This window comes from Tardiphaga sp. 215_C5_N2_1, from assembly GCF_052076055.1.
In the GTDB taxonomy this organism is placed as follows: Bacteria; Pseudomonadota; Alphaproteobacteria; order Rhizobiales; family Xanthobacteraceae; genus Tardiphaga; species Tardiphaga robiniae.
Genome location: NZ_CP197240.1, coordinates 704573 through 718132 on the forward strand (window position 1 = coordinate 704573; position 13560 = coordinate 718132).

The 13560-nt window shown below is 62.3% G+C and carries 13 protein-coding genes and 1 tRNA gene; 9 read left to right on the top strand and 5 right to left on the bottom strand.

Annotated elements, in window-relative coordinates; translation table 11 throughout:
* Positions 1 to 155: 155 nt before the first annotated feature.
* Genes AB7828_RS03115 through AB7828_RS03125 form a run of 3 tightly spaced genes read left to right on the top strand, consistent with a single transcriptional unit; the run spans position 156 to position 3334 of the window.
* Positions 156 to 2171 (top strand): acetyl-CoA carboxylase biotin carboxylase subunit, encoded by a 2016-nt coding sequence (locus AB7828_RS03115; protein WP_093758858.1) that lies wholly within the window; start codon positions 156 to 158, stop codon positions 2169 to 2171.
* A complete protein-coding gene (locus tag AB7828_RS03120) occupies positions 2168 to 3034 on the top strand; it encodes an isocitrate lyase/PEP mutase family protein (RefSeq protein ID WP_320443900.1) in 867 nt (288 codons plus the stop codon). The genes AB7828_RS03115 and AB7828_RS03120 overlap by 4 nt, the downstream gene beginning before the upstream one ends.
* Positions 3035 to 3334: an acylphosphatase gene (locus AB7828_RS03125; RefSeq protein ID WP_439076865.1), complete on the top strand. Its 300-nt coding sequence runs from the start codon at positions 3035 to 3037 to the stop codon at positions 3332 to 3334. It begins immediately after the preceding gene.
* A 15-nt stretch (positions 3335 to 3349) separates the two neighbouring features.
* Here the strand turns inward: AB7828_RS03125 and lipB are convergent, their stop codons facing one another.
* Positions 3350 to 4078, bottom strand: a complete 729-nt coding sequence (lipB, locus tag AB7828_RS03130) for a lipoyl(octanoyl) transferase LipB (protein WP_439076867.1) — start codon at positions 4076 to 4078, stop codon at positions 3350 to 3352.
* Between the two features lie 81 nt (positions 4079 to 4159).
* Between lipB and AB7828_RS03135 the strand changes: the two genes are divergently transcribed.
* The 3 genes from AB7828_RS03135 (at position 4160) to AB7828_RS03145 (ending at position 5364) form a co-directional block, all read left to right on the top strand.
* On the top strand, positions 4160 to 4402 hold the full coding sequence (locus tag AB7828_RS03135; RefSeq protein WP_068730739.1) for a FliM/FliN family flagellar motor switch protein: 243 nt from the start codon (positions 4160 to 4162) through the stop codon (positions 4400 to 4402).
* Positions 4403 to 4503: 101 nt separating this feature from the next.
* Positions 4504 to 4588: transfer RNA gene (locus AB7828_RS03140), tRNA-Leu, on the top strand.
* A 368-nt stretch (positions 4589 to 4956) separates the two neighbouring features.
* Complete coding sequence (locus AB7828_RS03145) at positions 4957 to 5364, top strand: hypothetical protein (protein ID WP_139285848.1); 408 nt, start codon at positions 4957 to 4959, stop codon at positions 5362 to 5364.
* A 27-nt stretch (positions 5365 to 5391) separates the two neighbouring features.
* Here the strand turns inward: AB7828_RS03145 and AB7828_RS03150 are convergent, their stop codons facing one another.
* Both AB7828_RS03150 and AB7828_RS03155 read right to left on the bottom strand, forming a co-directional pair.
* Positions 5392 to 5820, bottom strand: a complete 429-nt coding sequence (locus tag AB7828_RS03150; protein WP_184515913.1) for a hypothetical protein — start codon at positions 5818 to 5820, stop codon at positions 5392 to 5394.
* Between the two features lie 124 nt (positions 5821 to 5944).
* On the bottom strand, positions 5945 to 7141 hold the full coding sequence (locus tag AB7828_RS03155; RefSeq protein WP_441229362.1) for an MFS transporter: 1197 nt from the start codon (positions 7139 to 7141) through the stop codon (positions 5945 to 5947).
* A 450-nt stretch (positions 7142 to 7591) separates the two neighbouring features.
* Between AB7828_RS03155 and AB7828_RS03160 the strand changes: the two genes are divergently transcribed.
* Positions 7592 to 7963: a hypothetical protein gene (locus tag AB7828_RS03160; RefSeq protein WP_120290268.1), complete on the top strand. Its 372-nt coding sequence runs from the start codon at positions 7592 to 7594 to the stop codon at positions 7961 to 7963.
* A gap of 11 nt (positions 7964 to 7974) precedes the next feature.
* Here AB7828_RS03160 and AB7828_RS03165 read toward each other — a convergent pair whose 3' ends face one another.
* Together AB7828_RS03165 and AB7828_RS03170 are read right to left on the bottom strand one after the other, a co-directional pair.
* Positions 7975 to 9273: a polysaccharide deacetylase family protein gene (locus tag AB7828_RS03165; RefSeq protein ID WP_441229363.1), complete on the bottom strand. Its 1299-nt coding sequence runs from the start codon at positions 9271 to 9273 to the stop codon at positions 7975 to 7977.
* A 117-nt stretch (positions 9274 to 9390) separates the two neighbouring features.
* On the bottom strand, positions 9391 to 10170 hold the full coding sequence (locus AB7828_RS03170; RefSeq protein ID WP_441229364.1) for a polysaccharide deacetylase family protein: 780 nt from the start codon (positions 10168 to 10170) through the stop codon (positions 9391 to 9393).
* Positions 10171 to 10336: 166 nt separating this feature from the next.
* Here AB7828_RS03170 and mgtE point away from each other — a divergent pair, with 166 nt between their 5' ends.
* Both mgtE and AB7828_RS03180 read left to right on the top strand, forming a co-directional pair.
* The gene (gene mgtE / locus AB7828_RS03175) at positions 10337 to 11767 is read left to right on the top strand and encodes a magnesium transporter (protein ID WP_439076948.1); all 1431 of its coding nucleotides are present in this window, start codon (positions 10337 to 10339) and stop codon (positions 11765 to 11767) included.
* A 247-nt stretch (positions 11768 to 12014) separates the two neighbouring features.
* Positions 12015 to 13238, top strand: a complete 1224-nt coding sequence (locus tag AB7828_RS03180) for a CaiB/BaiF CoA transferase family protein (protein ID WP_441229365.1) — start codon at positions 12015 to 12017, stop codon at positions 13236 to 13238.
* Positions 13239 to 13560: the final 322 nt, after the last annotated feature.

A 13560-nucleotide genomic window follows, 5' to 3' on the forward strand; every position in this document is an offset into this window, starting at 1 on the left:
AAAAACCTCGCTTCGAAAGAACTCGGCCGATCCGGTCCAGACGTCTTCTCTAGTTTTTGTCCGCGACAGAATTGTTACGACTGCGGCGCCATGCCACATTGTACCGTCGACCCCATCTTTCCGATCCCGCCTCAAGGTTGCAAGTAAGACAGCTCATGTTCAAAAAAATTCTGATCGCCAATCGCGGCGAGATCGCCTGCCGGGTCATCAAGTCCGCCCGCAAAATGGGCATCAAGACCGTCGCCGTCTATTCTGAAGCCGATCGTGATGCGCTGCATGTCGAGATGGCCGACGAGGCCGTATTCATCGGACCTCCGGCCGCGGCCGAGAGCTATCTCCTGATCGAGAAAATCGTCGAGGCCTGCAAGCAGACCGGCGCCGAAGCGGTGCATCCCGGCTACGGCTTCCTGTCCGAGCGCGAGGCCTTCCCGCGCGCGCTGGAAGCTGCTGGTATCGTCTTCATCGGCCCCAATCCCGGCGCCATCGCCGCCATGGGCGACAAGATTGAATCCAAGAAGGCGGCAGCCAAGGCCAACGTCTCCACGGTGCCGGGCTATCTCGGCGTCATCGAGGACGACAAGCATGCTGTGAAGATCGCCGACGAGATCGGCTATCCCGTGATGATCAAGGCGTCCGCTGGCGGCGGCGGCAAGGGCATGCGCATCGCGCATTCGACTTCGGAAGTGGTCGAGGGTTTCAACCTCGCCAAGGCCGAGGCGAAGTCGTCGTTCGGCGACGACCGTGTCTTCATCGAGAAGTTCATCGTCGATCCCCGCCACATCGAAATCCAGGTGCTCGGCGACAAGCACGGCAACGTGATCTATCTCGGCGAGCGTGAATGCTCGATTCAGCGCCGCAACCAGAAGGTCATCGAGGAAGCTCCGTCGCCGCTGCTCGACGAGACCACCCGCCGCAAGATGGGCGAGCAGGCCGTGGCGCTGGCCAAGGCCGTGAATTACGATTCGGCCGGCACCGTGGAATTCGTCGCCGGCCAGGACAAGAGCTTCTACTTCCTCGAAATGAACACCCGTCTGCAGGTCGAACATCCCGTGACAGAGCTCGTCACCGGCGTCGATCTCGTCGAGCAGATGATCCGTGTCGCTGCCGGCGAGAAGCTGCAGCTTGCACAGAAGGACGTCACGCTGACCGGCTGGGCCGTGGAGTCCCGCGTCTATGCGGAAGATCCGTTCCGCAACTTCCTGCCGTCCATCGGCCGCCTCGTGAAGTATCGCCCGCCGGCCGAGAGCAAGTCCGACAACATCACCGTGCGCAACGACACCGGCGTACAGGAGGGCGGCGAGATCTCGATCTATTACGATCCGATGATCGCCAAGCTTGTCACCCACGCCCCGTCGCGCGCCGCCGCCATCGAGGCGCAGTCTCATGCGCTCGACGCCTTCTATATCGACGGTATCAGACACAATATTCCGTTCCTGTCGGCGCTGATGAGCCATCCGCGCTGGCGCGAGGGCAATCTCTCCACCGGCTTCATCGCAGAGGAATTCCCCAAGGGTTTCGCCGCCAGGGCGCCGGAGGGCGAAGTCGCCCGCCGTATCGCCGCGGTGGCGGCGGCCGTCGACTCGATCTACGGCGAACGCAAGCGGCAGATTTCCGGCCAGTTGATCGGCCGTCCGGTGACCCGTGCCGGTCGCCGCGCCGTGTGGCTGGAGCGCGAGGAGATCGCGCTCGACGTGGCCCGTGACGGCGATGTCGTGACGGTGGCCTTCGTCGGTGCTGACGGCAAGACGGGTGTGCCGCATAAGCTCTCGTCGTCCTGGAAGCCGGGCGTGCCGGTCTGGGAAGGCACCATCGACGGACACAACGTGGCCATGCAGGTGCGCCCTCAGACGTCGGGCATCCGCATCGCGCATCAGGGTTATGAAGTCGCGGTCAATGTCTTCACCGAGGCGGAGGCAACCGCTGCGCGCCTGATGCCGGTGGGCGTCAAGGCCGACACCGGCAAGAAGCTGCTGTGCCCGATGCCGGGCCTCGTCGTCTCGATTGCCGTGACCGAAGGTCAGGACGTCAAGGCCGGCGAGACCCTCGCCGTTGTGGAGGCGATGAAGATGCAGAACGTGCTCCGCGCCGAACGCGACGGCACCGTCAAGAAAATCCATGCCGCTGCTGGCGCAACGCTGGCGGTGGATGCGCTCATTCTTGAATTCGCGTGACGACCTTCCGGCAACGCCGTTACGGACTCCGGGCGCTTCTGTCCGGCGATCGCTGCATGCGTCCGGGATCGGTCTATGACGCGATCTCGGTGCGTATCGCCGAAGACCTCGGCTTCGAGGTCGGCATGTTCGGCGGCTCGGCGGCGTCGCTCGCCATTCTCGGCGATCCCGACATCGCGCTGATCACGCTGTCCGAACTCACCGAGCAGATGCGGCGGATGTCGCGCGCCGGCTCGCTGCCGGTGCTGGTCGATGCCGATCACGGCTATGGCAATGCGCTCAATGTCCGCCGTACGGTGGAAGAGCTGGAAGCCGCCGGCGCCGCCGGCCTGACCATCGAGGACACGCTGCTGCCCGCCGCCTTTGGCGAAGCGAAGGCGCAGCTGATCTCTCCGGAAGAGGGGCTCGGCAAGGTCAAGGCTGCACTGAATGCGCGACAGGATCCGGCGCTGGTGATTGTGGGGCGTACTGGTGCTGCATCGATCACCTCCGTGGATGACGCGATTGCGCGAGCCAAATCTTATGAAGCCGCCGGCGTCGATGCAGTGATGTTCACCGGCCTCAAGAGCCGCGCCGAGCTGCAGGCGGCGTCAGCCGCGACCACGCTGCCCATCGTGCTGGGCAGTCCCACCGATGACATGGATTGGGATTTCCTCAGCGCCCAGCGCGTCCGCATCGCCATTCAAGGGCACGCGCCGATCTCGGCGGCGACGGCCGCCGTCCATGCGACTCTTAAAGCGGTACGCGAAGGTGCGGGGCCGAAGGATCTGAAGAATCTTGCCTCAAGCGAGTTGATGGACAGCGTCACCCGTGGTGCCGTCGTGAAACAGCGCGGCATCGATTTCCTGGGACTCAAGAAATAGATGAGTGGCGTGATCCGTCACGTGATGATCCTCGGCCGCGTGCAGGGCGTTGGCTATCGCTACTGGGCCGGCCAACAAGCCTCGTTGCTCGGCCTCGAAGGCTGGGTGCGCAACCGCCGCGATGGCAGTGTGGAAGCGGTGTTTGCGGGGCCGGCCGATACTGTCACTGACATGATCGAGGCGTGTCACCGTGGTCCAACGGCCGCGCGCGTCGATAGCGTCGTGACAAGCGATGCCACGTCCGACATGCTTGCCCTACGCGTCAACGGCGAGGTTTTCTCGCAACTGCCGACGCTGTAATTCGGATTGGGTCGCTCAGACCGCCGTTTCCGCTGCGAGCTGCTCGCTCTCGCCGAATACTTCCCCGAACGCCTGCCGCAGCGCCACGTCCACATCGGTCATGCTAACGGGCAGGCCAAGATCGACCAGGCTGGTGACGCCGTAGCGCGGATCGACCACGCCGCAGGGCACGATGGCGTCGAAATGCGCGAGGTCCGGTTCGACATTGATGGCGATGCCATGGAACGAGACCCAGCGCCGCAGCCGCACGCCGATGGCGGCGATCTTGTCTTCATATCCCGCGCCCTTGTCGGGGCGCGCGACCCAGACCCCGACGCGGTCCTCGCGCCGTTCGCCCTTCACGTTGAAGGCGTCCAGCGTCCGGATGATCAGGTCTTCCAGTGCCGCCACATAGGCCCGAACGTCGGGCCGGCGCGCCTTGAGGTCGAGCATCACGTAGGCCACCCGCTGGCCGGGGCCGTGATAGGTCACCTGGCCGCCGCGGCCGGTCTCGAACACCGGATATCGGGCATCCAGCAGGTCGTCAGACTTGCCTGATGTGCCGGAAGTGTAGAGCGGGGGGTGTTCCAGCAGCCAGACCAGTTCCGGCGCGGTGCCGTCGGCAATGGCCGCCGCCCGGGCTTCCATCTCGGCGACGGCGTCCGGATAGGGAATCGGGGCATCGGATACCCGCCATTCCACCGGCCGGCCGGGGAGGCCGCGAGAAAACACCGTTAAATCGAGGGTTTGGCGGTCATTAACCATTGGCTAACCATAACATGTTGATCTCGCAGGCACCGCAATCTTGCATCTGTGCGATCCTGCATCTGGGAATTTGAGGCCGACGTGCCAACCCTCGATAAAATTACCGTCGATATCATGGTGGTTCTCGGCACCACGTCTATGCCCGTCCATCAGGTGATGCGGCTGAGCCGCGGCGCCATCATCGAACTGGATGCCACAGAGCAGGACGAGGTCAAAATCCTCGCCAACAACCTGCCTGTCGCATCAGGCGTGGTGATGGTCGATCGCAACCGGATTGCGGTTGAGGTCAAGCAGATGCTGCCCCGGTCGCCTGACCACAGATAGGTAGCCCGGAGAGGCCAAGAGGCCTTGTCTCCCCATCATTGGTTTGTTACATCGGCGCCGGTTGATCCGGCCGGGCGATTTGCCCTCGCCGGATTTCTTTAGCGCTCGTGGCGGAATTGGTAGACGCGCTGCCTTGAGGTGGCAGTCCGTAACAGGGTGGGGGTTCGAGTCCCTCCGAGCGCACCACACCTCACACACATCAAAAGACTGCTGCCATATCGGGTAAACGAGCCGGCTTTTCTCATCGTAGGATGATAGGCTGAGATTTGTATTGCGCCCCTGACAGCTCCGTCCGGGCGACGGCCAGAACCTCGCGCCGTCGGAGCAGGAGCCAACATTCGGTGGTGGTGTGACGTCGCTGTAACTACTAGCGATAGTTTTTTCGGACGGAATCGTATAGGTTGACGATTGGGAGTTTCGTAATCGGAAATCCTTAAAATCGCCGTTGTGGTGATTTGTTCTGCAAACACTTTGAACGTGTGCTGTTGCAAGAAAGTGACAAGACTGGACGGATTCTTGCTTTAATCTAGGGTTGTGGCTCTGAGGCAGGTCGAATGCAACTTCCGCACAAAATGATTCGAGACCGAGCCTATTTCATCGCTGGTCGCCCGGCCGCCAGTCGCAAATCTCATGATCCGAATATCGAAAGCGCGATCAGGGACGCCGAGTACTATCTCGATAGCCTTCCCGACAATTTCTATCGCCCGTTGATTTCAGGGGCGACGGCAGCGTCACAAGAACAAATATTGGTTCTGACGTGGCTCGTCCAAATGCATGATGAGATGAAAGCGGTCGAAGTGGCTTTTTTGGGAAATGGCATGTGCCGCGTGATGTGGCCGAGCGCCTCATTGACCCGAGAGGTTGAACGGCTATCGGTGAAAGACCTGCTTTCCTTGCATCTTGAAGAAATGGTCAGTCAGTATCGTACTGCTCGTGATCCGGATGAATGGCTTGTGCAATGAAGGTCTGCTTGAGCTAGTCGCCAAAGGCTAGTTGCAGCCATAGGCCTTCCACAAGTCGCGAAGCGTGCCCTCTGGTAGCTTCCCGCTATTGTGCAGCTTGATGCTGCCCAAGCCGCTACACACACATACTGCCGCGGCACGGTCGGCCTTGTCCTTGCCAGCCTGATTCTTGGCTTTCTTGCGTGCTTCGACCTGTCGGTCCACGCAGCCATTGATCTCGGACACGAGTTGATCAAGGAGTTGGCCTGGGATGATGACAATCGATTTGATTGCGCTGTCGCTTCCCTTCATCGCCAGCACCTCTGCGTTGGTCCCGGATGCGTTTCCCTTAAATTTGTCCAGTGCCTGATCTGTGCTGAGGTTCTGGGTGGCCATCAGGTCTTTCACTGAACGCCCGATGCTGAGCAGCGATGCAAGTATTGAAAGTCCCGAAGCTGCAATGGGCAATTCCAGCATTTCCGTCCTCCAAAAGATTGTCGCTTAAAAGTGTACCTCTCCATCCAATATCAACCAGAAGGAGAGGGTAAGTGCGGCTGTCGATCTTGAGGGAGGGGTGATGCGCAAATGCCGTCGCGAGCTCTCAGCCTGACATCGCCAGCACCAGCGCGCAGATCGCTGCGACGGCGCCGATCAGAAACGCCGTCCCATAGCCGAAAACGCCCGCCGCATATCCAACTGCCGGCGCAGTCAGCCCGATCGCCAGGTCGAAGAAGGCGATGAAATTCGCCACCGCGCGGCCGCGCTGTTCGATGGGTACGCGGCGCGTGGCTTCGACACCCATCGAGGGAAAGATCAGCGAGAATCCGATGCCGGTGACCAGCGCGCCGAGCAGTGCGAGCATCGGACTCGTGGATAGCCAGATCAGCGCCTGGCCCAGCGCCTCGATGGCCAGCGATGTCATCGCGACGCGCGCGCCGCCGAACCGGTCGGGCAGGTGGCTGCCGACCAGGCGCACGAAGATGAAGCCGGTCGAGAAGGCGGCGAGCGCGATGCCGGCGCCGGACCAGCCGCGTTCGACATAGGTCAGTGCCAGAAAGCCGGTGATCCCCGCGAAGGGAATGGTGGCCAGAAACAGGACCGTGCCGGAACGCCAGATCAGTCCGATCACCTTGTAGAACGGCGTGCGTTCGGTATTGCCCGACACAGGCACGTCAGGGATGGCGTAGGCGATCCCCAGCGCGATCAGTGGCGAGATGGCCGCAAGCGCGCCGACGCCGGCAAAGCCGATCGAAGCGTAGACAGCGAGCCCGATCGGTGCGCCCAATCCAATAGCCGAATACATGGCAATGCCTTGCCAGGACATCACGAGACCGGTGCGGTGCGGGCCGAGCCGTCCGATGCACCAGCTCATGGCGCCGGTGATGAACAGGCTTTCGCCAAAGCCGAGCGCGACGCGTCCGATCAGCAGCAGCGTGAGCCTGCCTTCGGCCGGCAGCGGCAGGGTGGCAGCAAGCAGATAGAACAGGCCGGCCAGCGCTGAGAGCGGCAGGCCGAGCCGGATCGCGTAGCGCGCGCCGTGATGGTCGCTCAGCGTGCCGGCGCGGTGCCGGGTGAGCACGGTCACCACCGACTGGATGCCGATGGCGAAGCCGATCACGCCGGCCGAAAAACCGAGCTGGTCATGGATGTAGAGCGAGATCGGCGGCAGCGGTAGGCCGACCGAGAGGAAGCCGAAAAACACGATCGCGACCTGCTTGATCAGGCTGGCGCGATCGTCGCGGCTGAGAGGCACAGGTTTGGACGCAGTTTGGAATTTTGGAGGAGCGTTCTGATTCATGTCGACGTGCTTTCGAGGCGGCCAGCCACGTTGGGGCTGTCCGGAGCTGAGCACGTTGAGTGACGTTAACGCTTACGGCGGGGAGACACCCTGCAATGACGGCTGGTTACGGCGAAGCAGGTTCCTCTGTCAAGGTTGTATAGTGCGGGAAGCGCTGCCGCACGGTCGCGCTTATGGCACGGTGCCCGAACATGACGTCGTGATCTTGCTACCGAAGCCGCCGCAGACATCATCGCGCCGGGCCGAGCATGCCAGCCGCTCCTCGGCCGGCCGCAGCGCGCTGACTGTCACGCGCCGTCGTTGACAAAAGTCCGTTGGCGCGTTGCGGATAAATCTCCAGATGCATTGCAGTTGTCATCATCCTTTAGCGCTCGGGTAACGACTTGCCAGTAGCAACGCCGCCGTCCGGCAGCTAGACATGGCCGGTAGCGTCGATCTTCCGGAGCGGACATGAAATATCTGAGCTATGCCTATCGTTTCATCTCCAACTTTGCCTTTCTGGCGCTGGTCTATTTCAGCCTGAACTTCGTCGGCGCCTATCAGCAGCGCGCCATCGTGGCGGCGCTGGTGCTGGCCTATGCCGGCATGCGGGCGATCTCGGCGCTGCGCTCCTTCGTCTTCTTCAAGGCGATCGAGAAGCTCGAACTCGAAGCACGCCGGCTCGGCGGCTTGTCCGGTGAGGGCCCGGCTGCCGTTGCAACACGCAAGATGGTTGTGAAGGACGTGGTCGAGCAGCGCCAGGCCGGCGAGATGAAGTCCTATATCGACCTACTGTTCCTCGGCATCATCGTGGTGCTGTGCATCGCCAAGATCGTCAGTTGATCCCGTCGCGCTCAGCGCGGGACGGCAACTGCCGTCGGATGCAGGCCCGGCGGAATGGCGCCGGGGATGGTGCGTTTGGCCGCGCTGGCATCGAGCGAGATCAGTTTCGCAATCGCATCTGAATCGCTGCCGCGGGCAGGCGCCGTCTGTTGAGCGTGATGTGGTAGCTGCACGAGTGCCTTGATCGGCTTGCCGTGATGTTCGGCGAGCTCGAACAGCTCCTGTGCCGGCACCGGCAGCGAGGCACTGCTGGTCATCGCATGCAGCGTCGCGGCGCGCGGCCACGGAGCCTGTTCGGGCAATGGGACGGCATTACGCGGCCGGCGCATGCGATCGAAATTCTCGGTTAGCGACAGCATCTGGTCGGAGGCCGAGATCGCCGGCGCGGGCAGCATCTCGTCATGGGCAAAGGCGAAGGTCGGCACCTTGTGCCAGCGCGTGACAGCCACGGTCTCCGACACCGGATGCAACTGCCACTGCTGCGGCTCGGTGGGCGTCTTCGGCTTGTCCGGCGTTGCCGCCTCGACATGGACGATGCGATAGCCGCCGGCCTTGAGGTCGCGCAGGATGCCGGGCAGGGCGGCGACGGTGCGCGGCTGGATATCGTGCAGCAACAGGATGCCCTTGCCCTTGGCGGCGATGCGCGAGATCGCGAGGTCATGGACCTTCTGCGACGACACATGGCGCCAGTCGTCGGCGGGGAAATCGGCGCTCCAGGTCTGGATGCCGCGCGAGGCGAGATAGTCCTCGACGACGCTGGCGCGCAGCAGGCCGGGAATCCGGAAGAATGGCGACAGCAGCGCGGGATCGCCGAGCGCCGCGGTGGTGTTGGCGATGCCGTCCTCGATTTCCTGCTGCGCCTTCTCGATCGGCATGCGGTTCATACTGAGCGGATGGTTCTGGCTGTGGGTGCCGACGGTGTGGCCGAGCGCGATCAGCTTGCGCACGCCTTCGGGATGCTCCTTCGCCATCCGGCCGATAATGAAGAACGTCGCCTTCACGCATTCGGAAGCCAGGATATCGAGGATCGCGTTCGAGTGTTTCGGGATCGGACCGTCGTCGAAGGTCAGCACGACCTCCTTGTCCTGCAGCGGCAGCGTCTCGGCATATTGCATGGTGCCGATCTTGGGGTGTTCGCGGGGATCGACCACGATGGTGCGCGAGGTGCCGAGCGCGCCGGGATTGCCCGGGCACGCCTCGGCCGACAGAGCGCTGGTGGCGGAGGCTGCGGCGGCGGTGAACAGGGTCAGGCCGGTGAGCAGGCTCAGGCACAGAAGGCGTCGTGCCCGGTCAGTCGTCGCCTTGTTCATTGGTCGATCCGTCACTCGCTTTGATGTCGGCTGTGAAGTTACCGGGGCGGCTGTGAACGCAATGTTAATCATGTCGGCCCGCCGACGGTATTTTCCGCATCCTGATGGTCGCGCGTTCTACTGGGAACTGGAGCGGGCGGACCCTGCGGCCGGCGGCACGATATGCACGACGCGGTAGCGGTTCTCCCGGAGATAGCGCAGGAAATCGGGCAGCATCGCGGCAGTCTGCGCCTTGGTGTCGTGAAACAGGATGATTCCCCGCCCGGCCGCCTTCAGCCTGCCGGTAATCAGCTCCAGTTGCTGCTGCGGGGTCATGGGATTCCAGTCGCTGGCCCAGAAATCCGCGCCGAACACCGCGATCCGGCGGGACTGCAGCATGTCCAGCAGGGCTGGCGTCGACTCGAAATAGGGAAACCGGAAGAAGGGCGTGGTCGGCACGGTGGTGGCCTTGCCATTCAGCGCCATTTCGTCGGCGCTGATGCCGCGGTCGATCTGTTCGACGGCAGCCGCATTGCTGATCTTCTTGAGGTCGGCATGGGCGAGGGTGTGATGGCCGATGGTGTGGCCCTCGGCGGCCATGCGCTTCACCAGCGCCGCATTGGCCATCGCGCTGTTGCCGATCAGGAAGAAGGTCGCGCGAACACATTCGCGCGACAGCGCCGTGAGAATTTTCGTCGTGGTCGGCGCATTCGGGCCATCGTCGAAGGTCAGCACGACCTCGCGGTCTTCCAGCGGCAGCGTGTCCGGAAAACTCTGCGTTCCGACCCGCGGAGTGGTCTTCGGATCGACCGTCAGAACGCGCGCAGTGCCCAGCGTATCCTTGCGCGGGCAGTCTTCGGCATGGGCGACAACGGTCGATGCAATCAAGGCAAGAATGGCGGCCTTCAACACGATCACGACACTTTCCCGGCCGCTGATTTGGCGCACCGCATTTTTCCGATTGCATCAGGCATTGCGCATTGGGTAATGCCTGATGCGAGCTTCTGTTCACAGATGGATTAGCGCATTTCCGACAGGATAGCGCTAGCTCCGTCACCCCCCAAACAAGCAGGCGAGGTGCGGCATGGCCGATGACGTCGATCTCGCCCAATCGGTCGCTCCCGAGGAATTGTCGGCGCTCGACAAGATGCCGATGCGCGACGATGACGGCGACATTCGCCCCGAATTTGTCGAGGCGATCTCGCACGCGGTTCAGGTAGCCGATACCGCATTTCTCAAGGAGATCGTCGGCGAGCTGCACGAGGCCGATCTCGGTGACCTGATCGAAGCGCTCGATGCCGACGAGCGCGCGCCCCTGATCGAGCTGACCGGCGCCGATTTCGACTTCTCGGCGCTCAACGAGGTCGACGACACCGTCCGCGAGGAACTGCTCGAGGAACTGGAGCCGGAAACTGTCGCCGAGGGTGTCCGCGAACTCGATTCCGACGATGCCGTCGAACTGCTCGAAGGCGTCGACGAGGAGGTCCAGGACGAGATTCTCGAGAAGCTGCCGCTGTCCGAGCGCGTGGCGCTGGAGCGGAGCCTCACTTACCCGGAAAACTCCGCCGGCCGGCGGATGCAGACCGAGTTCATTGCGGTCCCGCCGGACTGGAATGTTGGTCAGGTCATCGACTATATGCGCGAAACGCCAGACCTGCCGGACCGGTTCTACGAGATCTATTCCGTCGGCGCCGATCAGCGCTGGCAGGGCGCAGTGTCGCTGGACGCGCTGCTGCGCGCGCGCCGTCCGGTGCTGCTGGCTGATCTGATCGATGAGGACCGCCGCCGCGTCTCGGTGTTGGACGATCAGGAGGAAGTGGCGCGGATGTTCGGCAAGTACAATCTTGTCGCGGCGCCTGTGGTCGATACCGATGACCGGCTGGTCGGCGTCATCACCATCGACGACGTCGTCGACGTCATCGAGGAGGAGGCCGACGAGGACCTTAAGGCGCTCGGCGGCGTCACGTCGGACGAAGAACTGTCGGACAATTTCTGGACCATCGCCAAGGGCCGCTTTACTTGGCTGCTGATCAATCTCGCCACCGCCTTCATCGCGTCGTCGGTGCTCGGCCTGTTCGAGGACCAGCTGCAGCAGATGGTGGCGCTGGCTGTGCTGGCGCCCATTGTCGCCAGTCAGGGCGGCAATGCGGCGACCCAGACCATGACGGTTGCGGTGCGCGCATTGGCGACGCGGCAGCTCAACCCCAACAACGCCATGCGCATCGTGATCCGCGAAGGCCTTGTCGGCCTGATCAATGGTCTGGCCTTTGCCGTGATCACCGGCATCGCCGCCTATGCCTGGTTCAGGACGCCCGGTCTCGGCATCGTCATCGGCCTTGCAATGATCTGCAATCTGATCGCCGGCGCACTCGGCGGCATCCTGATCCCGATGGTGCTCGAACGCGTCAAGGCCGATCCGGCCGTGGCTTCCGGTACATTCGTGACCACCGTGACCGACGTGGTCGGCTTCTTCGCGTTCCTGGGGATCGCGACGCTGTGGTTCGGGCTGAAGTAGGGATCATTCGCGACGTTTCAGCCGTCTTGATCCATCTTATGCTCAATTGCCCTTTGCGACTGCCGTGCCATCGGGCTGCGCAAGCCCGATGTCCAGATAAGCCTCTATCTGCTTCACGAGCTGTGCCCTCTTGAATGGGATAGCCCTCATGCTCACAAAGCGGTGCACTCGGGGTGATTTTCCTGTAAGCGCTCGCTTCACACGTTCTCCGTGGCCGACGTGACGAACCAACATACAGGAGGAATACATGCCGGCTCTGCCGCTCTCGGGCATCAAGGTTATCGATATGACGCGGGTGCTTGCCGGCCCGATAGCAGGTCAGATGCTCGGCGATCTCGGCGCGGAAGTCATCAAGATCGAACGCCCTGGAACTGGCGACGATTCCCGCGCGTTCGGCCCTCCCTATCTGAACGATCCGGACGGTAGCAGGCGAGACAACTCCTTCTATCTTTGCGCCAATCGCAACAAGAAATCGGTCACCGTCAATGTGGCCAAGCCTGAAGGCCAGGAGATCGTTCGCGAACTCGTCAAGACCGCCGACGTGTTGTTGGAAAACTACAAGGTCGGCGACCTCAAGCGTTATGGCCTCGACTATGACGCGATCAAAGCCATCAACCCACGCATCGTCTACTGCTCCGTGACCGGCTTCGGACAAACGGGTCCCTACGCCACACGCGCCGGCTATGACGCGATCCTGCAGGCGATGGGTGGCCTCATGAGCGTGACGGGCCATCTCGATGGCGAGCCGGGCGAGGGCCCCATGAAGGTCGGTCCCTCGATCGTGGACTATATGACCGGCTTGAATGCCACCATCGGCGTGATGTCGGCGCTCTATCATCGCGATGCCGGCGGCGGCGAGGGACAGCAAATCGATGCTTGTCTATTCGATACGGTGATCGCCTCCCTTTCACATTGGCTCCAACCCTATCTCATCAGCGGAAAAGTCCCGCCCCGGCGCGGAACCTGGGGCAATGGCGGCATGCCTGCCGGCGTCTTCCGTTGCACGGATGGCGAGTTGATGCTCGTGAATGGCAATGACGGCCAGTTCCAGCGGACCTGCGAAGTGCTCGGAGAGCCGGACCTGGCCAAGGATCCGCGCTTCCTGAAGAACAACGACCGTGTCGTTCATGGCAAGGAGATCATGGCCATCTTCGCCGGTCTTTTCCTGAAGCAGCCCGTCGTCTACTGGCTGGAGCGTCTGGAGGCGGTCGGCGTACCGTCCGGCCCGATCAACGATTTCGATCAGGTTTTCGCGGACCCTCATGTGAAGGCCCGCGGTATGCGCGTGAGCTCGAACCATCCCTTCGATCCCGCGCTTTCGCTTGTGCGCAATCCGCTGATGTTTTCGGGCACGCCGATCACCGACTATCGCGCGCCGCCGCTGCTCGGCTCCAATACGGACGAAATCCTGTCCACCATCGGCTACGACGGCGAACGGATCGCGGCGCTTAGGACGAAGGGCGTCGTCTAGACTGGTCAGGAAAGGCGATCGATCGTGTCACTCCCATGTTCGATCGCAATTCCGGCGGATCGCAGGTCGGTCGGGTGCAGCCAAATCAAATCTTAGCTAAACGCCGTCAGACGACTAACTGCGCTCAAGATGTGTCGCCCTTCATTTTGGATGCGAGAGCCCATCCCGCTAGCGCAGCAATGGATGTCCTGGCGGCAGCAGCCTGAGTGAAGTTTCCTCTTGGTGTATGAACCAAGCTTGCAAGGATGAGAGGCCCGGAGTGCTGATCTCTATGAGCAGGGGCCGGCGATGCCCCTCGATGACTGCAGCATTTCGTTCGCTA

Coding starts and splice junctions, on each gene's coding strand:
- AB7828_RS03180 (WP_441229365.1), top strand. CDS start 12,015: ATGCCGGCTCTGCCGCTCTCGGGCATCAAGGTTATCGATATGACGCGG.
- AB7828_RS03150 (WP_184515913.1), bottom strand. CDS start 5,820: ATGCTGGAATTGCCCATTGCAGCTTCGGGACTTTCAATACTTGCATCG.
- AB7828_RS03160 (WP_120290268.1), top strand. CDS start 7,592: ATGAAATATCTGAGCTATGCCTATCGTTTCATCTCCAACTTTGCCTTT.
- AB7828_RS03115 (WP_093758858.1), top strand. CDS start 156: ATGTTCAAAAAAATTCTGATCGCCAATCGCGGCGAGATCGCCTGCCGG.
- AB7828_RS03155 (WP_441229362.1), bottom strand. CDS start 7,141: ATGAATCAGAACGCTCCTCCAAAATTCCAAACTGCGTCCAAACCTGTG.
- AB7828_RS03125 (WP_439076865.1), top strand. CDS start 3,035: ATGAGTGGCGTGATCCGTCACGTGATGATCCTCGGCCGCGTGCAGGGC.
- AB7828_RS03165 (WP_441229363.1), bottom strand. CDS start 9,273: ATGAACAAGGCGACGACTGACCGGGCACGACGCCTTCTGTGCCTGAGC.
- mgtE (WP_439076948.1), top strand. CDS start 10,337: ATGGCCGATGACGTCGATCTCGCCCAATCGGTCGCTCCCGAGGAATTG.
- lipB (WP_439076867.1), bottom strand. CDS start 4,078: ATGGTTAATGACCGCCAAACCCTCGATTTAACGGTGTTTTCTCGCGGC.
- AB7828_RS03145 (WP_139285848.1), top strand. CDS start 4,957: ATGCAACTTCCGCACAAAATGATTCGAGACCGAGCCTATTTCATCGCT.